General features: G+C 36.4%; 17 protein-coding genes, 2 tRNA genes and 1 other annotated feature. Of the genes, 18 read left to right on the top strand and 1 reads right to left on the bottom strand.

The features are described from left to right. Positions 1–324: 324 nt before the first annotated feature. The 5 genes from NST60_RS24095 (at position 325) to NST60_RS24075 (ending at position 3615) form a co-directional block, all read left to right on the top strand. A complete protein-coding gene (locus tag NST60_RS24095) occupies positions 325–1392 on the top strand; it encodes a GerMN domain-containing protein (protein ID WP_101730700.1) in 1068 nt (355 codons plus the stop codon). A gap of 656 nt (positions 1393–2048) precedes the next feature. Further along, a complete protein-coding gene (locus NST60_RS24090) occupies positions 2049–2654 on the top strand; it encodes an XTP/dITP diphosphatase (protein WP_016201764.1) in 606 nt (201 codons plus the stop codon). A 6-nt stretch (positions 2655–2660) separates the two neighbouring features. Continuing rightward, entirely contained in the window at positions 2661–3170 is a 510-nt protein-coding gene (locus NST60_RS24085) for a metallophosphoesterase family protein (protein WP_169188934.1), read from the top strand. 131 nt (positions 3171–3301) lie between these two features. Further along, positions 3302–3375 (top strand) — tRNA-Arg (locus tag NST60_RS24080). 166 nt (positions 3376–3541) lie between these two features. Further along, positions 3542–3615, top strand: a tRNA-Arg gene (locus NST60_RS24075). Positions 3616–3656: 41 nt separating this feature from the next. Here NST60_RS24075 and NST60_RS24070 read toward each other — a convergent pair. Next, a complete protein-coding gene (locus tag NST60_RS24070) occupies positions 3657–4055 on the bottom strand; it encodes a general stress protein (RefSeq protein ID WP_224427553.1) in 399 nt (132 codons plus the stop codon). 504 nt (positions 4056–4559) lie between these two features. Between NST60_RS24070 and NST60_RS24065 the strand changes: the two genes are divergently transcribed. The 13 genes from NST60_RS24065 to NST60_RS24005 all read left to right on the top strand — a co-directional run bounded on the left by NST60_RS24065 (position 4560) and on the right by NST60_RS24005 (position 22400). After that, positions 4560–4751: a YolD-like family protein gene (locus tag NST60_RS24065; RefSeq protein ID WP_016201761.1), complete on the top strand. Its 192-nt coding sequence runs from the start codon at positions 4560–4562 to the stop codon at positions 4749–4751. Positions 4752–5308: 557 nt separating this feature from the next. Beyond that, positions 5309–5560: a binding site (T-box leader), on the top strand. A gap of 116 nt (positions 5561–5676) precedes the next feature. After that, the gene (gene ilvB / locus NST60_RS24060; RefSeq protein WP_016201760.1) at positions 5677–7392 is read left to right on the top strand and encodes an acetolactate synthase large subunit; all 1716 of its coding nucleotides are present in this window, start codon (positions 5677–5679) and stop codon (positions 7390–7392) included. After that, positions 7389–7907, top strand: coding sequence for an acetolactate synthase small subunit (ilvN, locus tag NST60_RS24055; RefSeq protein WP_016201759.1), 519 nt, complete (start codon positions 7389–7391; stop codon positions 7905–7907). Before ilvB ends, ilvN begins: the two co-directional genes overlap by 4 nt. 230 nt (positions 7908–8137) lie before the next feature. After that, on the top strand, positions 8138–9160 hold the full coding sequence (ilvC, locus tag NST60_RS24050; protein WP_016201758.1) for a ketol-acid reductoisomerase: 1023 nt from the start codon (positions 8138–8140) through the stop codon (positions 9158–9160). Continuing rightward, positions 9147–10682, top strand: coding sequence for a 2-isopropylmalate synthase (locus NST60_RS24045; protein ID WP_169188932.1), 1536 nt, complete (start codon positions 9147–9149; stop codon positions 10680–10682). Before ilvC ends, NST60_RS24045 begins: the two co-directional genes overlap by 14 nt. A gap of 44 nt (positions 10683–10726) precedes the next feature. Continuing rightward, positions 10727–11824, top strand: a complete 1098-nt coding sequence (leuB, locus tag NST60_RS24040) for a 3-isopropylmalate dehydrogenase (protein ID WP_016201756.1) — start codon at positions 10727–10729, stop codon at positions 11822–11824. Positions 11825–12213: 389 nt separating this feature from the next. Continuing rightward, a complete protein-coding gene (gene leuC / locus NST60_RS24035) occupies positions 12214–13626 on the top strand; it encodes a 3-isopropylmalate dehydratase large subunit (protein WP_016201755.1) in 1413 nt (470 codons plus the stop codon). Positions 13627–13640: 14 nt separating this feature from the next. Then, complete coding sequence (leuD, locus tag NST60_RS24030) at positions 13641–14231, top strand: 3-isopropylmalate dehydratase small subunit (RefSeq protein WP_016201754.1); 591 nt, start codon at positions 13641–13643, stop codon at positions 14229–14231. A 158-nt stretch (positions 14232–14389) separates the two neighbouring features. Further along, positions 14390–15412: a tetratricopeptide repeat protein gene (locus NST60_RS24025; RefSeq protein ID WP_101730706.1), complete on the top strand. Its 1023-nt coding sequence runs from the start codon at positions 14390–14392 to the stop codon at positions 15410–15412. A 215-nt stretch (positions 15413–15627) separates the two neighbouring features. After that, on the top strand, positions 15628–16914 hold the full coding sequence (gene tig, locus NST60_RS24020; RefSeq protein WP_341100586.1) for a trigger factor: 1287 nt from the start codon (positions 15628–15630) through the stop codon (positions 16912–16914). Positions 16915–17280: 366 nt separating this feature from the next. Beyond that, positions 17281–18546, top strand: coding sequence for an ATP-dependent protease ATP-binding subunit ClpX (gene clpX, locus NST60_RS24015; protein WP_016201751.1), 1266 nt, complete (start codon positions 17281–17283; stop codon positions 18544–18546). A 456-nt stretch (positions 18547–19002) separates the two neighbouring features. Beyond that, positions 19003–20676 carry an ATP-dependent protease LonB gene (gene lonB, locus NST60_RS24010; RefSeq protein WP_101730708.1) on the top strand — a complete coding sequence of 558 codons (1674 nt, stop codon included), beginning with the start codon at positions 19003–19005 and terminating at the stop codon, positions 20674–20676. A gap of 386 nt (positions 20677–21062) precedes the next feature. Continuing rightward, a complete protein-coding gene (locus NST60_RS24005) occupies positions 21063–22400 on the top strand; it encodes an ISLre2 family transposase (protein ID WP_100525934.1) in 1338 nt (445 codons plus the stop codon). Positions 22401–22405 lie beyond the last annotated feature (5 nt).

The raw sequence follows: 22405 nt of genomic DNA, 5'->3' as shown, positions 1-22405 counted from the left end.
GATGAAATAGTGAGACAGTCTTTTTTGTGGGTTGTTTTCTAAAGGATTGTTGTTTTTCTATCGAAAAAAAGAATTAGTTGGAAAAATGGAGCAGCCGGAATACACGTAGACTCCTGTGGGATTAGCGAGACAGTCTGAGACCCCGGAGGCGAGGTGAGGAGGCTCAGCGCGAGCCCCACGGAAAGCGAAGTGAATTCCGGCTGCGGGTAATCGCAAAAAACTTTACGAAAACAGCCTTTTTGAAAAAAAATCTTCTAAAGACGGTCTAAAAAAAAGATAGGCTCGTATATATATTAGTACAAACTGTCTTAGGAGTGATGAAGAATGTCTAAGAATAACAAATTGACCATAGTTTCTGCGGTTTTAATATCATCTGTGTTGATCTCTGGTTGTAGCTTATTGGGAGATAAAGAAAAAGTAGATCCACCCCAAACTACATCCTATGAAGATGATGCAGTGAAAGAAAATGCGGACAAAGAAACAGCGGGAGAAGTTGCTACAGAGGATGCAATGCCTATTGAATTATATTTAATGGATAAATATGGGTATGTCGTTCCTCAAACATTAAATCTGCCAAAAACAAATTCGATTGCAAAAGAAAGCTTAGAATATTTAGTTAAAGGTGGAAAAGTTTCTGAAATGCTGCCAAATGATTTTCAGGCAGTAATTCCGCAAGATACGAAAATTAGTATTAATGTAGATGAGGATAAAGTGGCTACAGTCGATTTTTCAAATGAATTCAAAGAGTACGAGGCTAAAGATGAAGAGAAAATTTTACAATCTATTACGTGGACATTGACACAATTTGATTCAATTGATGCTGTTAAGCTCTCTTTAAATGGTCATGAGCTGACAGAAATGCCAGTTAATAAAACCCCGATCCAAGGTGCTTTAACAAGAGCAGATGGCATTAACGTTAATACGGATGATGTTACAGATATTACAAACACTAAACCGTTAACCGTTTATTATATTGGCGGAGATTTAGATTCATACTATTATGTACCAGTAACAAAGCGTGTTAGCAATGCAGAAGAAAATAATGTGGCAGCCGCAGTAGGTGAATTAATAGAAGGCCCAGGTATGGGAGGCGCAACAGCATTAACAAGTTTATTACCTAACGATGTGAAGCTGTTAGATAAACCAGTAGTAGAAGATGGTAAAGTTACGTTAAACTTTAACGAAAACATATATTCTAGTGGGCTAAACGGAGAAGAAAAAGTACTAGCCGATGAAGTATTAAATTCATTAGTACTGTCATTGACAGAGCAAGAAGGCATTGAAAGTGTTTCTGTTACTGTTAATGGAGAAGCTGATTTAGTGAATGCAGAAGGAGAAAGTTTAACTAAACCAGTTACTCGTCCGGAAAATGTGAATACAGGTAGTTTCTAATAAGTTAATTGATAAAGAGGATGGGACATAACTAAATAGATACTCTGTAAAGACGAACAATTTCTAATATAGCTAGTAAATAGCGGCTGCTTTCGCATACTTTTTACAAGAGGAAATATAATTAGTTGGAAAAACAGAGCAGCCGGAATACACGAAGACTCCTATGGGATTAGCGAGACAGTCTGAGACCCTGCAGGCCACAGGCCGAAGCGGCTCAGCGCGAGCCCCATGGAAAGCGAAGTGTATTCCGGCTGCGGGGAATCGCACCAAACTTCATGGAAACATCCTTTGAAAAACAAATAAAAGCCCGAACAATTATACGGAACATTCATTAGCATCTTCGTATAATTGTTCGGAATTATCCTTGGCTGGAATACTTATGTCCCAGCCTCTTTATTTTTTTAGTCCAGAGTGTTGATGGTAATAATTTATCCATACCGATATTTATAGTGAATTATATAAGGATTTCCATAAAAACAGAAGAAACCGATGAAATGACGTTATAAACTTCACAAAACTGTCTTTGGAAATAAGGAAGAAAGGGTATATACTTTTATTAGACGCATTTTTTCAATCGTAGTAAACTAAAAGAAAGAATAGCAACTACATATGTTTCAGCGTAAAAAAATATTTTTAGCTAATTAAGGAGATTTATGATGAAAGAGATTATTATTGCAACAAAGAATACAGGCAAGACAAAAGAATTTGTACAAATGTTTTCACCACTTGGCTATGAAGTAAAAACACTATTAGATTTTCCAGATGTACCAGATGTAGAGGAGACAGGGACAACATTTGAAGAAAATGCTCTCCTAAAAGCAGAAACGATTTCTAAGCTACTAAATCGTGTTGTTATCTCAGATGATTCTGGTCTTGTTATAGATGCATTGAACGGTAGACCTGGAGTGTATTCTGCACGTTATGCAGGTGAACAAAAGAATGATCAAGATAATATGGACAAGGTTTTGGATGAATTAAAGGGAGTTCCAACAGAAAAAAGAACAGCTCGCTTTTGTTGTACATTAGCAGTTGCAATTCCTAATGAATCCTCCTTAACATTTACCGGTACTTGTGAAGGGATTATTTTAACGGAAAGAAGAGGAGATTACGGCTTTGGTTATGATCCGATTTTTTATGTAGAGGTAGAACAAAAGGCAATGGCTGAATTGCCGCCAGAGAAGAAAAATAAAATTAGTCACCGTGCAAATGCATTAAAAAAACTAAAAGAACAGTTACCAACTGTTTTTAAGGAAAGGAACTAGACCTGGATGAAAATTTTGATTGTAAGTGACAGTCATGGATTGGTATCCGAGTTAGGTGTTTTAAAAAAAAGGCATGAAGAGGATGTAGATTTGTTTCTGCATTGTGGAGATTCAGAGCTTTCAGCAAGTGAAGAAGTGATGGCGGGATATATTACGGTTCAAGGGAACTGTGATTATGAGGACAGATATCCAACGGAAACAATTCAAGAAATTGCGGGAAAAAAGATTTTTTTAACACATGGGCATTTATATGGGGTGAAATCCTCTCTTAATAATTTATTGTACAAAGCAAAGGAGATAGGGGCTAATATTGCCTGTTTCGGGCATTCTCATTTCTTAGGGATGGAAGTGGTTGATGATGTTCTTTTCATTAATCCGGGTAGTTTACGATTGCCTAGAGGTAGAAAAGAACAAACATATGTCATTTTAACCATTGAAAGTAATCGATTTGTAACAGAAGTTTATGATTTTCATAATGGGTTACTTCCAGAATTAAAAAGTGAATTTCCCTTCTAGTAGGCTTTTTCCTAATGAGGAAGAAAAAAATTCCTCATTAGGAAAAAAAACTTCAATAAACTATTGACTTTATGTCCCTATAATCATATAATAACTATTGTCCTCATAAAGAGTAAAGAAATACATAACATGTCCCAGTAGCTCAGCTGGATAGAGCAACGGCCTTCTAAGCCGTCGGTCGGGAGTTCGAATCTCTCCTGGGACGTATTTTATTTGTTTTTATGATTACTTAGTATTTTTTCAGGTTATATGAATTGCCTATATTATTATAATAAAATAGTCTATTAGTTGGAATAGAAAAACTATGCATATCCTATAGGGTATGATATAATATTTTTTGGTAAACATTTCTGAAATAATTAATACATTATGTCCCAGTAGCTCAGCTGGATAGAGCAACGGCCTTCTAAGCCGTCGGTCGGGAGTTCGAATCTCTCCTGGGACGTCTACAAAAAAGCTTAAACCACAATGGTTTAAGCTTTTTTCTTACTCTACTTTTTTTCGTTCTACTGTTGTATTCATCGTTTGGGATGGTATGACATCTACTTCACTATTATCAAAACTTAATTTGTTCAACTTTTCTTCTTCCGTTTCCGCATCATTATCTAAAAGAACAATGTATTTTCCTGCTTGCAGTTCTTCCTCATATGGTTCTAAGTCCGTACCAGCGAAGAAATTCTTTAATCGATCTAAAAATGATACTGGCTCAACCTCGTTAATTGCTGAGGTTGTATTCACTTCTGTTTCTTGTTCGATTAAAGCAACTTGTTCATTTCTAGTGATGACGGAAATATGATCTGGAGAATACCCTTTAGAGAGTAATTCCTCAATAGCATCTACTGTTGCTTCAGGAGAATCATATATACCTACTACACTGTTTGTCATATACCTATTCCTCCTTTAAACAATTGATTGTTGCATATTGTATATATTCCCATTATTGAAAGGGAATAAACAGGGCAATTTCCTTTTTAGCTATTTGGAATTTTATTCTAATAGCAAGAGGTAATAGTGGCTTCTTATATTGAAATAACGATGGGTAGAAAAGTTTAATGAAATGCACGGTTTGGCACAGGCTTAAAGCGAAAGTAGTTATTTTTTGTTACAAAGAATGTAAGACTAAGAAAAAAATAAAATAGTGTACTGCTACCTTGTCATGAGAGAAACCTATAATTAAAAGTTTCTCTCATATATTTTCCTATAAAGGTATAATAAGGTACGATTTAGGTAATAATTTCATTAAGAAAAAATAATGTTCAGAAAATCACTTGCATTACTTGAAAACGCTTACTGTTATTGTGTATAATAGATTTAAGTAAAAAACAAACAAGAAATGAAGTAATGTGAATAGATGAACATAACAAAAATATGTAGAAGGAGATATGCACCATGATTCTCAAAGAATTAGGAAGAAGTAGGCTTATTGTTATTAATTATTATAAGAATGGTTTGTTAGAAACAATTAAGGGGCAGGTTCAGAAGCTCAATCTGATCGATCAAACGATTGATCTAAAAGATGACAACGAAAATACGTATCAAATTCGTTTGTCATGGATACAAGATATATGTGCTGTACATTAATTTAATTTCTAAAAAATGCAATCGCTTTCTTTTGTAGTGATTGTATTTTTTTATAAAATAAAAAAACAATGTTAGATTTTTTGACATTTTAGTTTAATAGAAAGAATTATTTTATTATAATGAAGTCTATAAGAAGATCCACCATGTATTTTTATCACAATCATAACGGGCAGTAAGACCCTCACCTCAAGCTGAGAAAAATCGAGGAAGCTAGAGCTAGGTGTTGGAACTCTCCCGTAAAGGTCCGATAAGCGCAACCTATCAGAAATGGGGATGAGAAAATCTTCACTCCTAGAAGTTTTCTTTATAGATTATTTTCAGTAAAAAAAGAATTTTTTAAATTTTTTTGAAGGTTTAAAAAGTACATGCATTCTTTATATGACAATAATGTAAGCGTTTCCTAAAGTTGCCCTCGTTGTTTAAATAATCAAATAATTCTCAAAAATACTGTTGACTCTTGTTTAAATTCAGCGTAAGATAACCTCAACAAATGAAAAACACAACATGTTACTTGCTAAAACTAGTAACATAACAACATGACAAACTGAATAAATATAAGTAATTCGATGATGAGGATAAGTAGTTTTCTATTTGGATTCCAAAGAGAGCTGGTGGTTGGTGTGAACCAGTGAACCAATAGTTAATGAACTCACCTCAGAGTGTTAGCTTGAAAGGTAAGCAAGTAGAGCTAACCGAGTGTTTCCACTCGTTATCAAAAGAGAACGAACCGTTCATAAAGCGCATACATTTATTTACAGTGTATGAATGAGGGTGGTACCGTGGAAAGGAAATGCCTTTTCACCCCTTTGTTTACTAAAAAACATTAGTAACCATTGGAGGTGGAAAGGCTTTTTTTATGGATATAGCCTTTCTTGGTAACATCCAGTGAATAAGTAAAAGGAAAGAATTTAGGGAGGTTATACAAATGTTACAGGAGACTGCCTTTGAAAATACAAAGGCCCAAGTAAAACCGTTAACTGGTGCTGATCTCTTACTGCAAGCTTTGGAAAAAGAAAATGTTGAATTTATTTTCGGATATCCAGGTGGAGCTGTGTTACCAATTTATGATAAGATTTACGATTCGAAAATTTTTCATGTATTGCCAAGACATGAACAAGGCGGTATTCATGCAGCAGAAGGATATGCGAGAATCTCTGGAAAACCAGGTGTAGTCATTGCAACATCAGGTCCCGGTGCTACAAATATTGTAACAGGGCTTGCTGATGCTATGATGGATTCTCTGCCACTAGTTGTTTTTACAGGTCAAGTAGCAACAGGTGTGATTGGAACAGATGCTTTTCAAGAAGCAGACATTTTAGGGATTACTACACCGATAACAAAATATAATTGTCAGGTTCGAAGCCTTGAAGATATTCCTAGAATCATTAAAGAGGCGTTCTATATTGCTACAAGTGGAAGACCAGGACCAGTATTAATTGATTTTCCAAAAGATATTGCTGCAACTATTTCAGATGTTCCAGCTGAGAAGGAAGTAGACCTTCCAGGTTATCAACCGACAACACAACCGAATTATTTGCAGATTCGCAAATTGACAGAAGCTGTAAGTGCTGCAAAAAAACCAGTAATTTTAGCAGGAGCAGGTGTCAATTTTGCAAAAGCGAGTACCGAGTTACTTCAATATGTAGAACAGCAACAAATCCCAGTCGTACATACACTTCTTGGTTTAGGAGGTTTTCCAGCTGATAACAAGTTGTTTGTTGGTATGGGAGGAATGCACGGTTGTTATGCCGCTAATATGGCTTTATATGAAGCAGACTTATTAATTAATGTTGGGGCAAGATTTGATGATCGTTTAACAGGAAACTTAGCCCATTTTGCACCAAATGCCATTAAAGCACATATTGATATCGATCCTGCAGAAATTGGTAAGATTATTCCAACGAAAATACCGATTGTTGCAGATGCTAAAGAAGCACTTACAATGTTGATAAAGCAAAAAGGCTTACAGTCAGACCATAATGCATGGTTAGAAAAGATTGAAAATTGGAAAAATGAATATCCGTATTATTATGAAGAATCCAATCTTCTGAAACCACAGCAAGTATTGGAGATGTTATACGAAAAGACGCAAGGTGAAGCAATTGTAACTACAGATGTTGGACAGCACCAAATGTGGACTGCCCAATACTATCAATTTAAAGAGTCCAATCGCTGGGTAACATCTGGAGGACTAGGTACAATGGGATTTGGACTTCCATCAAGTATTGGAGCTCAATTAGCTGATCCAAAAGCAACAGTACTTGCTATTAGCGGTGATGGGGGCTTTCAAATGTGCAGCCAGGAGCTTGCGCTAATAAGAGAATTGAATTTACCGATTAAGATTATTATTTTTAATAATCAAGCATTAGGGATGGTAAGACAATGGCAAGAGTTTTTCTATGAATCTCGCTTTTCTCATAGTAAGGAATCTTACCAACCATCGTTTGTTGCATTAGCAGAAGCGTATGGAATAAAAGGCTATCAAATATCTTCCGCAGTAGAAGCTGCAAGCATTCTGGACGAAGTGTTAGCGGTAAGAGAACCTGTATTATTGGATTTCCGCATTGATCCTGGTGAGAATGTATATCCAATGATTGCTCCAGGTAAAGGATTGCATGAAATGGTAGGGATGAAGCCATGAAGAAAATAATTAGCTTAACTGTTATGAATAAATCTGGTGTATTAAATCGGATCACTAATCTCTTTTCAAAACGAAACTACAACATTGAAAGCATATCAGTGGGACATACGGAGCATGAAGGAGTCTCTCGAATTACATGTGTTGTGCATGTAGAAAGTGATGGCGTCATAGAACAAATCACGAAACAGTTAAATAAGCAAATTGATATTTTGAAAGTAGTAGACATCACTGATCAGGCTATAGTTGCAAGAGAGCTTGCCTTAATAAAAGTACTTGCTACACCGCAGACTAGGCACGAGCTATACTCAGTTATTGAACCATTTAGAGCTTCTGTAATCGATGTAAGTAAAGAAAGTCTCGTTATCCAAATTACAGGAGAATCAACAAAAATTGAAGCTTTTATAGAACTGCTAAGACCTTATGGAATTAAAGAATTGGCTAGAACTGGTACAACAGCATTCCCTCGTGGATCTCAAAAAACAGCAGCTCATAAAAGTAACTATTCTATCGTCTAAACATCAATATTAAATAGGCTATTTTCATAGATTTATTGAGCAGTCTGAATACGTGAAGACGTCTATTGGATAAGCGAGAAAGGTGAGACCCCCACAAGGTATTACTAAGAAGAATCCACCGCTCGCCCTATAGAAAGTGAAATGTATTTAGGTTGCGGTTGACTAATAGCAAACCTTATGAAAATAGCCATTAAATAAATCTAATTTTACAAACGAAAGGGAGAAGAATAATGGCAAAAATGTATTATAACGGAGACGCAAATTTAGGATATTTTGAAGGGAAAACAGTTGCAGTAATTGGTTATGGATCTCAAGGACATGCACATGCTTTAAACATGAAAGATAGTGGTGTTCATGTCATTATTGGATTAAGAAAAGGTAATTCATGGAATAAAGCAGTGGAAGATGGATTTAATGTTTATTCAGTTGGCGAAGCAACAGCTCAAGCGGATATTGTAATGATTTTACTTCCAGATGAATTACAAACAAAAGTATATAATGAAGAAATTAAACCAAATTTAACAAATCAAGCATTAATGTTTGCTCATGGATTCAATATTCATTTTAATCAAATTGTCCCTCCAAGTGAGAGTGATGTACTATTAGTTGCTCCAAAAGGACCAGGTCATCTTGTAAGAAGAACATTTGAACAAGAAGCAGGTGTTCCAGCATTGTTTGCAATTTATCAAGATGTAACTGGTGAAGCGAGAGAGCTTGCACTTGCTTATGCAAAAGCGATTGGGGCTTTACGTGCAGGAGCTTTAGAGACAACATTTAAAGAAGAAACAGAAACAGATCTTTTCGGTGAACAAGCGGTTCTGTGTGGTGGTCTAACTGCACTTGTAAAAGCGGGCTTTGAAACATTGGTTGAAGCAGGATATCAACCGGAATTAGCATATTTTGAGTGTTTACATGAGCTGAAATTGATTGTTGACTTGATGTATGAAGATGGAATGGCAGGAATGAGATATTCTATTTCAGATACAGCACAGTGGGGAGATTTTGTAACAGGACCACGTATTGTCACAGATGATGTGAAGAAAGAAATGAAAGCTGTACTTACAGATATTCAAGAAGGAAAATTTGCTAAAGGATGGATTTTAGAAAATCAGGCAAATAGACCAGTGTTTAACGCGATTAATGCGAGAGAAAGTGAACATCTAATCGAAAAGGTTGGAAAAGAATTACGTGCAATGATGCCATTCGTTAAAAGCTCGAGAAAGAAAGAAGTGGTTGGTAGTGGCAAAAATTAAGATATTTGATACAACATTGAGAGATGGGGAGCAATCTCCTGGCGTAAATTTAAATTTGGCAGAGAAGTTGGTCATTGCTGAACAGTTAGAAAAATTGAATGTAGATATTATAGAGGCAGGCTTTCCTGCTGCCTCTAAAGGTGATTTTGTCTCTGTGCAACAAATAGCGAAAACAATAAAAAATAGCTCTGTTACAGGTTTAGCAAGAGCGGTAACATCTGATATTGATGCAGCTTGGGATGCTTTAAAAGACGGTGCAGAACCGAGAATTCATGTGTTTCTAGCAACGAGTCCAATTCATCGAGAATACAAATTAAAACTGTCGAAAGAACAAGTTGTGGAAAGAGCTGTAGCGGCCGTTAAATACGCTGCTAAAAGATTTCCAGTTATCCAATGGAGTGCAGAGGATGCATGTCGTACAGAACTTCCATTTTTAGCAGAAATAATAGAAGAAGTTATTCAAGCAGGAGCGCGTATCATTAATATTCCAGATACTGTAGGCTATATAACGCCAAATGAGTATGGTGAAGTTTTTCAATATTTAAAAAATAATGTCCCGTCCATTGATAAAGTTTCCTTATCAACCCATTGTCATGATGATTTAGGGATGGCAACAGCAAATTCACTAGCCGCTATCGAAAATGGAGCAACTCAAGTAGAGTGCACTATTAATGGCATAGGAGAGAGAGCTGGTAATGCTTCAATGGAAGAAATTGTGGTAGCGCTTCATATTAGAAATGATCATTATCAAGAAAGAACAAGAATTAATCTGAAAGAGATTAGCAGATCAAGCAGCCTTGTTAGTGAATTAACTGGCATGGTGGTCCCAGGGAATAAAGCAATTGTTGGTCGCAATGCCTTTGCTCATGAATCTGGCATTCACCAAGACGGAGTTCTTAAGGAGAAAACTACCTATGAAATTATTTCTCCTGAACTTGTAGGCTATGTAAACAACAATAATATGGTTCTAGGGAAGCATTCAGGTAGTCATGCCTTTAAAACAAAGCTGAAAGATTTAGGGCTTCAAGTGAAAGATGAGGATGTTAAAGATCTCTTTATTGCATTTAAGGATTTAGCAGACCACAAAAAAGAAATTTCCGATGAAGATATTATTGCCATTTTTCTAGAAAACAAGCTTGCTAAAGAAGAGAAATACTATGAATTAGTTGATGTTAAGGTCCAACATAAAAATGACAACGAAGCTGATGCAATTGTTAAGCTTTCTGGTCCGAAAAATGAATTAATTATTCAAAATGGTACTGGATCAGGAAGTGTTGAAGCATTATATAACACACTAGAAATGTCCATATCTGGTCAAGTGAAATTAGAAGATTATCGAATTCAGTCATTGGGTGCTGGCAGAGATGCGTTAGCTCAAGTATTTGTTAGAGTGCAATATGACGAAAAAGAAAGTACTGGAAGAGGCTTAGATCAAGATGTATTAATAGCATCTGCCAAAGCCTATATAAATGCTATTAATAGAGGGATTCTGGCAAGAGAACAATTTCTTGAAAAAGTGTAAGCTTTAAGATCCACATCAAGCTTTGATATAGGGAGCGAATAGAAATGAAGAAAAGAATCGCCGTATTGCCAGGTGATGGAATTGGACCTGAAATAGTAGCAGGAGCAATGAAGATTTTGCAAACAATTGAAACATTATATAGACATCAGTTCGAAATCACATATGCTGATATTGGCGGTTGTGCAACAGATAAAACAGGGACTCCTTTACCTAATGAAACGATTACGATTTGTAAAAATAGTGATGCGATTCTTTTAGGAGCAGTTGGAGGACCGAAATGGGATTCCCTTCCCGTGGAAAAACGCCCAGAGCAAGGACTATTGAAAATAAGAAAAGAATTGAACTTGTTCGCGAACATCAGGCCAACAACCTGTTATGAAAGTTTAGCAGCCTCGTCTCCACTTAAAGAGGATATTATCGCAGGAGTAGATTTAATTGTGGTCCGTGAATTGACAGGAGGCATCTATTTTGGAAAGCCGAGCGAACGTAGGTTAATAGATGGAAAACCAGGTGCTGTCGATACACTTCAATATGAGAATGAAGAAATAGAACGTGTAGTCGAAAAAGCATTTGAAATCGCAAAAACACGATCGAAAAAGGTTACTTCCGTAGATAAAGCCAATGTTTTAGAGACTAGTAGAGTATGGAGGGAGATTGCAAGTCAAGTAGCAGAAAAATATCCAGATGTTATTCTAGAGCACATGCTTGTTGATAATGCAGCGATGCAGCTGGTTAGAAACCCAAAACAATTTGATGTGATTGTTACAGAAAATATGTTTGGCGATATCTTAAGTGATGAAGCATCAGTGTTAACCGGTTCGTTAGGAATGTTGGCATCAAGCAGTTTATCAGCTGGTGGACCTTACCTTTACGAACCAATCCATGGTTCTGCACCAGATATTGCAGGGGAAAACATCGCCAATCCACTTGCAACCATCTTATCTGTAAGTATGATGCTGCGTTTATCTTTTCAAATGGAGAACGAAGCAACGATTATTGAAGAGGCTGTTAATAATGTCTTGAATAAAGGCTTTCGAACAAGGGATATTCTTGCACCAAACTGCACGATCGTTTCGACGACTGAAATGGTAGAAGAAGTAGAGAAAGAAATTCGACAGCTTGTTAAAGTGGCACATGTTTAATAAAAAAGGACTGCTTCGAAAGCTTGGCTGATATATGGTCGGGTTTGGCTGAAAAGATGAAAGTTTGGCTGATATCTGGTCGGGTTTGGCTGAAAAGATGAAAGTTTGGCTGATATCTGGTCTGATTTGGCTGAAAAGATGAAAGTTTGGCTGATATCTGGTCTAATTTGGCTGAAAAGTCGAAAGTTTGGCTGATAACCGGTTCAAGTTTATATAAACACTTTACAAAACAGCTTTTAGAATAAAAATAGCTTGTCAAAAGCGGCAGTGATTGGATATAGAGGACTATTAATAGAGAGAAATATACCGTTAAAGGGCTTGTCAAAAGAATACTTTGACAGCCCTTTAACTACAACAGGGAAAAAGAATATGGATTGGAGGGCAAAGTAATGGGGAAATCCATTATCGATAAAATTTGGGAAAAACATGTAGTACATAGAGAAGAGGGGAAGCCGGATTTATTATATATTGATTTACATCTCGTTCATGAAGTTACCTCTCCTCAGGCATTTTCCGGATTGAGAATGAAAAATCGGAAAGTGAGAAGACCAGATCGGACGTTTGCAACGATGGATCATAATGTACCAACTATTAACCGCTTTAAAATAGATGATGAAATTGCCTTAAATCAGATGACTACCTTAGAAAAGAACTGCTTAGAGTTTAATATTCCATTGGCTGGTTTACAAAGTCCTGAACAAGGGATTGTTCATGTAATTGGGCCAGAACTTGGATTAACACAGCCTGGAAAAACAATTGTTTGTGGTGATAGCCATACATCGACTCATGGAGCTTTTGGAGCATTGGCATTTGGGATAGGCACAAGCGAAGTAGAACACGTCCTTGCAACGCAAACACTATGGCAAACTAGACCAAAAACGTTAAAAGTAGAGGTCAATGGGAAATTGGAAAATGGTGTAAATGCAAAAGATGTCATTCTTTATATACTTTCTAAATACGGTGTGAATTTTGGAACTGGTCATGTTATTGAATACACAGGAGATGTGATTCGTAATCTTTCAATGGAAGAAAGAATGACGATTTGTAATATGTCTATTGAAGGCGGAGCACGTGCAGGGTTAATTTGTCCAGATGAAATAACTTTTGCTTATTTAAAAGGAAGAAAATACGCACCGGAAAATTGGGAAAGCGCCGTTCAAGAATGGAGCCAGTTAGCTTCTGATGAGAATGCATATTACGATAAAGTCATTACAATTGATGGATACGATATTGCCCCAATGGTAAGCTGGGGGACCAATCCATCAATGACAGCTAAAGTGGATGAAACAATTCCAACAGCAGATTATTATCAAGAGGAAACAGACCGTCGAGCTTTATATAGTGCTCTTCAGTATATGGATCTTAAAGAGGGAATGGCAATTACTGATATTGCCATTCAGCATGTATTTATCGGTTCTTGTACGAATTCTAGAATAGAAGATTTAAGACAAGCCGCAAATGTAATCAAAGGACAGAAAGTATATCCAGGAGTAAGAGCACTAGTTGTTCCTGGGTCGCAAAAAGTAAAAAAACAGGCAGAGGAAGAAGGATTAGATAAACTTTTTGTAGAAGCGGGCTTTGAATGGCGAGATGCAGGCTGCAGTATGTGTTTAAGTATGAACAATGATGTGGTACCAAGTGGTGAGCATTGTGCATCTACCTCCAATCGTAATTTTGAAGGTAGACAAGGAGCTGGTGCTAGAACGCACTTAGTCAGCCCAGCAATGGCAGCTGCTGCGGCGTTAAATGGACGATTTGTTGATATTCGAAAAATGAATGCAGAATTACAAGCAACAACGTAAAGGAGGAATTTGCAATGAGTGGTTTTAAAAAGCTTTACGAAAAAGCAGTAGCGATGGATCGAGTAAATGTGGATACAGATCAGATTATCCCGAAGCAATTTTTGAAGCGTATTGAAAAGACTGGATTCGGCAGATTTGCTTTTTTCGATTGGCGCTATTTGAAAAATGGAGAACCGAATCCTAAATTTGAACTAAACTTACCTGAAAATCAAGGGGCATCTATTTTGATCGCCAATAAAAACTTTGGCTGCGGATCGTCAAGAGAGCATGCTCCATGGGCTCTCCAGGACTTTGGATTTTCTGTTGTCATCGCCCCCTCTTTTGCAGATATTTTTTATCAAAATTGTTTAAAAAATGGGATGCTTCCAATTCAATTACAGACAGATGAAGTGGAATACCTTTTGAAAGCTGCACAAAATCAACCCTATTTCCTTCATATTAATCTTGAAGAAGAAAAAGTAGAGGATGACTTAGGCTTTTCCGCAACTTTTTCTATCCATCCTTATTGGAAAAAGATGCTGATAAATGGCTGGGATGAGATCGAAATCACACTTCAATACAGTGATAAAATAGCAGAATACGAAAATATAGCTGTTCCAAAATAGTTTATAAAATGTTAAAAGACCCTTTCTAGTCTTAAGGGTCTTTTCTTTTGCGCTTGGTTCGGTCATTTATATTTAACGTATAAATGAAAATGCAGGTTGCATCCAATAAGAAAAAAAGCTACACTAGCAACAAAAAGAATGTATAGGCGGTTAATAGGATGAAGAAACGGGAGCAGGAAAAAAAGGATAACGTTATTTTTTTCCCCGATTTAGATAAACGTTTATTGCAAAAAGGATTAGACGCTATTCAAGAAAAGCGCTTTAAAGAGGCTGTTTCATTTTTAGAAGAAGCAAAAGAGAGAAATCCAGTCCATAGTGATATAAACATTGGCCTTATTCTCTCTTACTATGAATTAGGTTTATTGGATCAGGCAAAACAGATAGCGAAAGAAATGCTTAAAGAGGATCAGGGCGACTATATCCAAGTCCTAGATTTGTATATCATGATTCTCGTACAGCTACATGAATATGAAGAGATAGTTACTACTATTGAAGTGCTGCTAGAAGAACACCAAATTCCGGCAAATAAAATCGAACACTTTTCTAAAATGCTTATATTTAGCAGGAAGATGGCTGATTCTTCTTCCCCGGTGGATAAGGACGATTATAGCGAAGAAGAACCATTAGATGCTCATACGAATTTAATGGAATTAGAAAATCCGCAGGAACAGATGCTTCTTATAGCTAAAATGTCCACTCAAAACATTCGAGCATATATAGAAGAAGTAGAACTATACCTTCGAGATGAGGAAAAAAATCCATTTTTAAAAACGATGTTAATCAATATTTTACAAGAGCAAGAATATGAGAAAGAAGTAGTGATTCAGAAGTTTAATCGAACAATTGTGATTAAACCAACTGCACTAAAGGATATGAAAGAACAGGAGCAATACCAAAAAATAACTAGTATTCTTATCGATTATGTGGAAAGCAATGACCCTATTTTGTTCGAAAATATTAAAATGTTAATAGATCGACAAATTTTTTTGCTTTACCCATTCACGCTAGACGATTACAGTGAAGAAACATGGGCAGCGGCTTATCATTCGGTTGTAAATCAGTATTTTGGACAAGAAGAGGGAGAAGAAATCCTTGTATTATATGGAGTCAAAGAGGATGATTTAGAACAAGCAAAAACGTTTATTAATCAACTGGAGCAAATTTCTTATCCTAATATTTAGGCAAGGATGTTGAAACAACTGGAACGTATGATATAATGTAATGGTTGCATTTAGAAAATGCGAAGATGTATATTTCTTACTAGATAACTTTTTTCCCATTAGGAGGTTCTTTCTGTTTCATTAAAAACAGTAGCCAAACAATAATAAAGAAGTTAATCTATACATTAGTAGAAGTAATGAAAAAGTAGAATAGATTGTTGGAGGGAATTTATAGTATGTCAGTTAAATGGGAAGTTTTAGAAGGGAACCGCGGCGTTCTTACAATTGAATTAGATGCAGAAAAACTAAACGAAGGTTTAGATCTTGCATTTAAAAAAGTAGTTAAGCAAGTAAATATTCCAGGATTCCGTAAAGGTAGAATTCCACGTGGAATGTTCGAACAACGTTTTGGTGTTGAATCTTTATACCAAGATGCAATTGATATTCTTTTACCAGAAGCTTATGCAAATGCAATTGAAGAAGCTGGAATTGAGCCAGTTGATCGTCCTGAAATCGATGTAGAACAAATCGAAAAAGGAAAAGCATTAATCTTCAAAGCGACTGTTACAGTTAAGCCTGAAGTAACATTAGGCGAATACAAAGGTTTAGAAGTACCTGCTGTAGAAACAACTGTTACAGATGAAGAAGTAGAAGCTGAAATTAAAGCATTGCAAGAAAAACAAGCTGAATTAGTAGTAAAAGAAGACGGTACTGCTGAATTAGGAGATACAGTTGTTATGGACTTCGAAGGATTCCAAGATGGAGTTGCTTTTGAAGGCGGAACTGCTGAAAACTTCTCATTAGAACTTGGTTCAGGTCAATTTATTCCTGGTTTTGAAGAAAAATTAGTAGGCGTTGCTACTGGCGAATCAAAAGAAGTTGAAGTTACATTCCCAGAAGAATACCATGCTGAAGATTTAGCTGGAAAACCTGCTACATTTAAAGTAACAGTTCATGAAATCAAAGGAAAAGAACTTCCTGAATTAGATGATGAGTTTGCTAAAGATGTAGACGAAGAAGCTGAAACATTGGCTGATTTAAAAGAAAAAATTAAAACTCGTTTAGAAAACGATAAAAAACATCAAGCAGAGCATTCAGTTCGTGATACAGTTGTAGAAAAAGCTTCTGAAAATGCAACAATTGATATTCCATCTGCTATGGTTGATACAGAAATTGATCGCATGATGAGCGAATTCGAACAACGTTTACAAATGCAAGGTATGAATCTTGAGTTATACTTCCAGTTCTCAGGGCAAGATGAAGCAGCTCTTAAAGATCAAATGAAAGAAGATGCTGAAAAACGTGTTCGTTCTAACTTAACTCTTGAAGCAATCGTTGCTGCAGAAAACATCGAAGTGACAGAAGAAGAAGTTAATGCTGAACTTGAAAACATGTCTCAAATGTACAATATGCCAGTAGATGCTATTAAACAAGCACTTGGTGGCGTAGAAAACTTACAAATGGACATAAAAATGAGAAAAGCAATCGATTTCCTTGTAGAAAACAGCAAAACTGTTGCATAATAGAAGTAAGTAAAAAAACTAAGGCGCGACTATTTCGTGCCTTAGTTTTATATTAGTGTTAAATAACATATAATATGGGTAACTATAATATAAGTTACTCTAACCGTACAGGAATATACAACTAACGAAAGAGATAATATTTCCAGATTTAAAGAAGCAAAATCTGGTTATGCTTAAGGAAGTACATACATTTTACCGTTATTGGATGATAGAGGACTGATTACCCGAGTTGTATTATTTCCTGTACATTACTATCATGTGATACAATTCAATACATAACTGTTGAAAAAAGTAAAATTTGTTTCTGAACAAATAATAATCCGTAACGGTAAAAATATACAAAAAGAAGTTTTAAGGGGTGAAGGCATGTTTAAATTTAATGACGAAAAAGGCCAGTTAAAGTGTTCATTCTGCGGAAAGACACAGGATCAAGTTCGTAAATTAGTTGCTGGTCCTGGTGTATACATTTGTGATGAATGTATAGAACTATGTACAGAAATCGTAGAAGAAGAATTAGGTACAGAAGAAGAAGTAGAATTTAAAGATGTACCGAAACCAGCAGAAATTCGCGATATCCTTAACGAATATGTAATTGGTCAGGATCAAGCGAAGAAAGCACTTTCTGTTGCCGTGTATAACCATTACAAGCGCATTAATTCAAATAGCAAAATTGATGATGTGGAATTATCTAAAAGTAATATTGCGTTAATTGGGCCAACTGGTAGTGGTAAAACACTTCTTGCACAAACACTAGCAAGAATTTTAAATGTACCGTTTGCTATTGCAGATGCAACTAGTTTAACAGAAGCTGGATATGTCGGGGAAGATGTAGAAAATATTCTCTTAAAATTAATCCAATCTGCAGATTATGATGTAGAGAAAGCTGAAAAAGGTATTATTTATATTGATGAAATTGATAAAGTAGCACGTAAATCAGAGAATCCTTCTATTACGAGAGATGTTTCTGGTGAAGGGGTTCAACAAGCATTATTAAAAATTCTAGAGGGTACAGTAGCAAGTGTTCCGCCTCAGGGTGGCAGAAAACATCCTCATCAAGAATTTATTCAAATTGACACAACGAATATTCTATTTATTTGTGGTGGTGCATTTGATGGTATTGAACCAATCATTAAAAGACGTCTAGGCCAAAAAGTAATTGGGTTTGGTTCTGATGGTAAAAAGGCTGAAGTAGAAGATAAAGATCTATTAGCTAAAGTACTTCCAGAAGATTTATTACGCTTCGGGTTAATTCCTGAATTTATTGGTCGTCTTCCTGTTATTGCTAGTCTGGGTCAATTAGACGAAGAAGCATTGATGGAAATTTTAACAAAACCAAAAAATGCGTTAGTTAAACAATTTAAGAAAATGCTTGAATTGGACAATGTCGAATTAGAATTTGAACAAGAGGCACTTAATGAAATTGCGAAAAAAGCAATTGAAAGAAAAACAGGTGCACGTGGATTACGTTCTATTATTGAGGGAATTATGTTAGACGTGATGTTTGAACTGCCTTCAAGAGATGATATTGTTAAATGTATCATTACAAAAGAAACAGTAACAGATAATGCTTCTCCTAAGCTTGTTCTAGAAGACGGAACAGTAGTGGATAAAGAAACAAAAACTTCTGCTTAACAACAGTTATGTGAAAGAATCAATCGATATATCATTTATCGTTGGTTCTTTTTTTTTGTGACAAAGTAGGATGAAAAACGATATTAGATGATTCTCCGCTTCATTTCTTTCCACCTCCATTACTTCTCCTTATTTTTTTCCATGAAATCTTGTTTATTCCAACAAAGGGAAGGAGATACTATTTTTTAAAGACAAGGCACCATTATGTATAGAGTCTTTAGTTAAAGGGCTATTTGTGTATTTTCTCAAATAGTCACCTAGCTTCTCTATCTTCAAGCTGGACGTGGGTGGGATTGAGAATGATTCCTTCTTGTTCAACAGCAATAGGATAGATACATAATCGCTAACCATTGAAGGAAACGCTCCAAGTTATTAGCAAGCTTTCTAAGTGGATTGTGAAGGAAGCTAATACTTGTAAGCTGTTTTAAACAACATGATTTCAGGAGGTAAATTTTTATGAGTTGGGCGGAGGTCGCTTTATTTGTACAATTATTCTTTGGGATTATTATCGGACTTTATTTCTGGAACTTATTAAAGAGTCAGAGAACACAGAAGGTTTCGATAGACAGGGAATCAAAAAAAGAAATGGATCAATTAAGAAAAATGCGTGCGATTTCATTAACAGAACCACTTTCTGAAAAAGTACGTCCAACAAGCTTTTCGGATATTGTGGGACAAGAGGATGGAATTAAATCATTAAGAGCCGCGTTATGTGGTCCAAATCCACAGCATGTTATTATTTACGGACCGCCAGGGGTTGGGAAAACAGCAGCAGCTAGACTTGTATTAGAAGAAGCGAAGAAGAATCAGAAATCCCCATTTAAGCCGAATTCTGTATTTGTGGAATTAGATGCGACGACAGCTAGGTTTGATGAAAGAGGTATAGCAGATCCATTAATCGGCTCGGTTCACGATCCAATTTATCAAGGAGCTGGAGCAATGGGACAAGCTGGTATTCCACAACCAAAACAAGGAGCAGTTACAAATGCACATGGTGGGGTACTGTTTATTGATGAAATTGGAGAATTACATCCAACTCAAATGAATAAGTTATTAAAAGTATTAGAAGACCGAAAAGTTTTTCTAGAAAGTGCCTACTATAATGAAGAGAATACGCAGATTCCATCCCATATCCATGATATTTTTAAAAATGGATTACCAGCCGATTTCCGATTAATAGGGGCGACGACTCGTACACCAAATGAAATACCTCCAGCCATTCGTTCTAGATGTATGGAAGTGTTTTTCCGAGAATTAACAAAAGAAGAAGTTATCCAAATTGGCAAAAAAGCTGCTGATAAAGTGAAGATGAAAATAAGTGAGAAAGCCCTTGATACACTTTCTGAATATGCCAGAAACGGGAGAGAAGCAGTTAATATGGTACAGATTTCTGCTGGACTTGCAATTGGAGAAGATCGTGACTTTATTAAAGATGATGAAGTAGAATGGGTCATTCACTCCAGTCAGCTCTCACCAAGGATGGAAAGAAAAATTAACGATCATTCCGCAATTGGATTCGTTAATGGCTTAGCTGTGTACGGTGCGAATATAGGGGCTTTACTGGAAATCGAAGTGACGGTTATTCCCGCAAAGGATGGAAAAGGAAGCATTAATATAACCGGAATTGTAGAAGAAGAAAGCATTGGTGGACAAGGGAAATCCATTAGAAGAAAAAGCATGGCGAAGGGCTCCATCGAAAATGTTATCACTGTTTTACGATCAATGGATGTTCCTGCCGACCAATTTGATATTCATGTTAATTTTCCAGGTGGTATTCCAATTGACGGACCTTCTGCAGGCATTTCAATGGCTACAGGTATTTATTCTGCCATCTACAAGCAACCTGTGGATCGGAAAGTGGCGATGACAGGAGAAATAAGTATTCATGGCAAAGTAAAGCCTATCGGAGGGGTAATCGCGAAAGTGAAAGCCGCAAAGGCTGCTGGTGTGCAAAAAGTTATCATTCCACAAGAGAATATGCAAGCTATTTTAGAGGAAATAAAGGATATTACAATTATTCCTGTCGAATCTTTAACTGAAGTGCTAGAGCATGCATTGCTTAAGGAAGAATGGGGAGAAGAAGCAATTCCAGCTTCCACGATTGCATTAACAAAGAAAGAGAGCATTTAATTTCATAAAAGAAAACTTCCTTCAGAGGGGTTTTCCTCAACTCTAGCCCGTAAAGAGTGGGATAAATTTTAAACAATGCTGTCATTAAAGCATTGTCACTGTCGACTAATTCTGTTAAGTGAAAGTTAGTCGGCAGTTTTTTTGTGAATATAATTTGAATAAGAGGCATGATTCTGGAATACAATTTACCCTTAAAAGAATGTATGAGTAAAATGTTTGTGGGAGAATAAATATCCTTTTTGTCTAGTTGGGGGACGAGTCCCCCAACTAGACAAAAAGGCCACCAAGCGAAAGCGCGGTAGCTGGAAAAAATTAAGTATTAAAAAAGAGAGCTTCCTTTTGTAAAGTAGAGTTTGACTAGAATACTACGAAAAGGAGAGGCTCTCATGAATCAATGTAACACAAAAATGCCATCATTAAAAGAATTGGAAAAAACTTTATTTCGAACACTACAAATGACCTTTCAAGAAATCCTTGTTCAAACATTAGAAAATTGGGATCTAGAGATTGCTCAGCAACGAGACAAAAGAAGATTTGCTTTACGAGATAAACGAGAAATACGAGTAGATACAGCGTTTGGAGCAGTGGAGCTGAAGCGTAATTATTATTTCGATCGTGTAACCAAAAAATATATTTGTCTGTTAGATCATTATTTACAGTTTCAAGGGAATAAAGGGTTTAGTCCACTATTAGAAGAATGGGGGCTAGAATTAGCGACAAATGGTTCCTCCTATCGAAAGGCGGTGGAAACGTTCGAACAATTTTTAGGCTATTCGGCGATGAGCCACGAAGCATTACGGCAACATCTTCTTCATACAAGCGTACTTCCCGCTAAGGAAAAACGTCCTTTTCAAAAGGTGTTGTTTGTCGAAGTAGATGGATTATATGTGAAGAGTCAAGAAAAGAAAAAGCGTGGATGGGAGTTGAAATTCGCCGCTGTACATGAGGGATGGAAAGAAAACGGAAAGCGAGTCAGGCTCCGAAATAAAAGGCATTTTCTCTATGAAGAAAAAGAACCCTTTTGGGAAGCTTTTGAAACATTCTTACAGAATCATTATGCGTATGATCCAACCCAAACCTTGCTTATTATTAATGGCGATGGAGCAGGCTGGATAACGGCATGTCGGGAGTATTTTCGGGAACGCGCCTTTTTCACCATGGACCGTTTTCATGTCGCTCGTTCGATGAAGCAACTAATGAAGAGCCATCCTCGATACCGCTACATGAAAAGAGCGTTAAAAAACTACCAGGTAGAAACATTACTTCTAGAGTTGAATAGCGCAGTAGGAACAATGGATACACCAGAAGAAGAAGAAAAACTAGCACATTTCCTCGGCTTTTTAACGCATCATCAGGAAACCATAAAAGATTACCGTAGTTGGTTACAGGAGAAAGGCGTGGACACGACAGCGTATCGTCCAATGGGAAGTGCAGAAGCAATGATGAATCAATTAGCCAAACGATTAAAAAATGGAAGAGCATGGAGCAAAAAAGGCGTCATGAGCATGGCACGTTTGTGGATTGGGTTGAAGGATGATCTATCTATCCAAACGATATATGGAAAATGGGAAAAAGCCACGGAAAAATCAAAGAAAGAGCATCGACCGAAAAGAAAAATACCCACAAAATTAGTAACAGAAACCGTGCGTCAGAACATGCCATACTTAAATCAAGCGATTGGAAAACCCGTTCACTTTGCCTTACAGGGATTAAAAGGTTTTTAAAAAAT

Origin of the sequence: Niallia sp. FSL W8-1348, from assembly GCF_038006745.1 — a bacterium.
GTDB lineage: Bacteria > Bacillota > Bacilli > Bacillales > Cytobacillaceae > Niallia > Niallia alba.
The sequence above is the reverse complement of the archived record's forward strand: the minus strand, read 5'-3'. Positions and strand labels throughout refer to the sequence as shown.

Bases quoted from the DNA above. Each gene is read 5' to 3' on its own strand.
- NST60_RS24095 (WP_101730700.1), top strand. From the start codon at position 325: ATGTCTAAGAATAACAAATTGACCATAGTTTCTGCGGTTTTAATATCA.
- NST60_RS24090 (WP_016201764.1), top strand. From the start codon at position 2,049: ATGAAAGAGATTATTATTGCAACAAAGAATACAGGCAAGACAAAAGAA.
- NST60_RS24085 (WP_169188934.1), top strand. From the start codon at position 2,661: ATGAAAATTTTGATTGTAAGTGACAGTCATGGATTGGTATCCGAGTTA.
- NST60_RS24070 (WP_224427553.1), bottom strand. From the start codon at position 4,055: ATGACAAACAGTGTAGTAGGTATATATGATTCTCCTGAAGCAACAGTA.
- NST60_RS24065 (WP_016201761.1), top strand. From the start codon at position 4,560: ATGATTCTCAAAGAATTAGGAAGAAGTAGGCTTATTGTTATTAATTAT.
- ilvB (WP_016201760.1), top strand. From the start codon at position 5,677: ATGTTACAGGAGACTGCCTTTGAAAATACAAAGGCCCAAGTAAAACCG.
- ilvN (WP_016201759.1), top strand. From the start codon at position 7,389: ATGAAGAAAATAATTAGCTTAACTGTTATGAATAAATCTGGTGTATTA.
- ilvC (WP_016201758.1), top strand. From the start codon at position 8,138: ATGGCAAAAATGTATTATAACGGAGACGCAAATTTAGGATATTTTGAA.
- leuB (WP_016201756.1), top strand. From the start codon at position 10,727: ATGAAGAAAAGAATCGCCGTATTGCCAGGTGATGGAATTGGACCTGAA.
- leuC (WP_016201755.1), top strand. From the start codon at position 12,214: ATGGGGAAATCCATTATCGATAAAATTTGGGAAAAACATGTAGTACAT.
- leuD (WP_016201754.1), top strand. From the start codon at position 13,641: ATGAGTGGTTTTAAAAAGCTTTACGAAAAAGCAGTAGCGATGGATCGA.
- NST60_RS24025 (WP_101730706.1), top strand. From the start codon at position 14,390: ATGAAGAAACGGGAGCAGGAAAAAAAGGATAACGTTATTTTTTTCCCC.
- tig (WP_341100586.1), top strand. From the start codon at position 15,628: ATGTCAGTTAAATGGGAAGTTTTAGAAGGGAACCGCGGCGTTCTTACA.
- clpX (WP_016201751.1), top strand. From the start codon at position 17,281: ATGTTTAAATTTAATGACGAAAAAGGCCAGTTAAAGTGTTCATTCTGC.
- lonB (WP_101730708.1), top strand. From the start codon at position 19,003: ATGAGTTGGGCGGAGGTCGCTTTATTTGTACAATTATTCTTTGGGATT.
- NST60_RS24005 (WP_100525934.1), top strand. From the start codon at position 21,063: ATGAATCAATGTAACACAAAAATGCCATCATTAAAAGAATTGGAAAAA.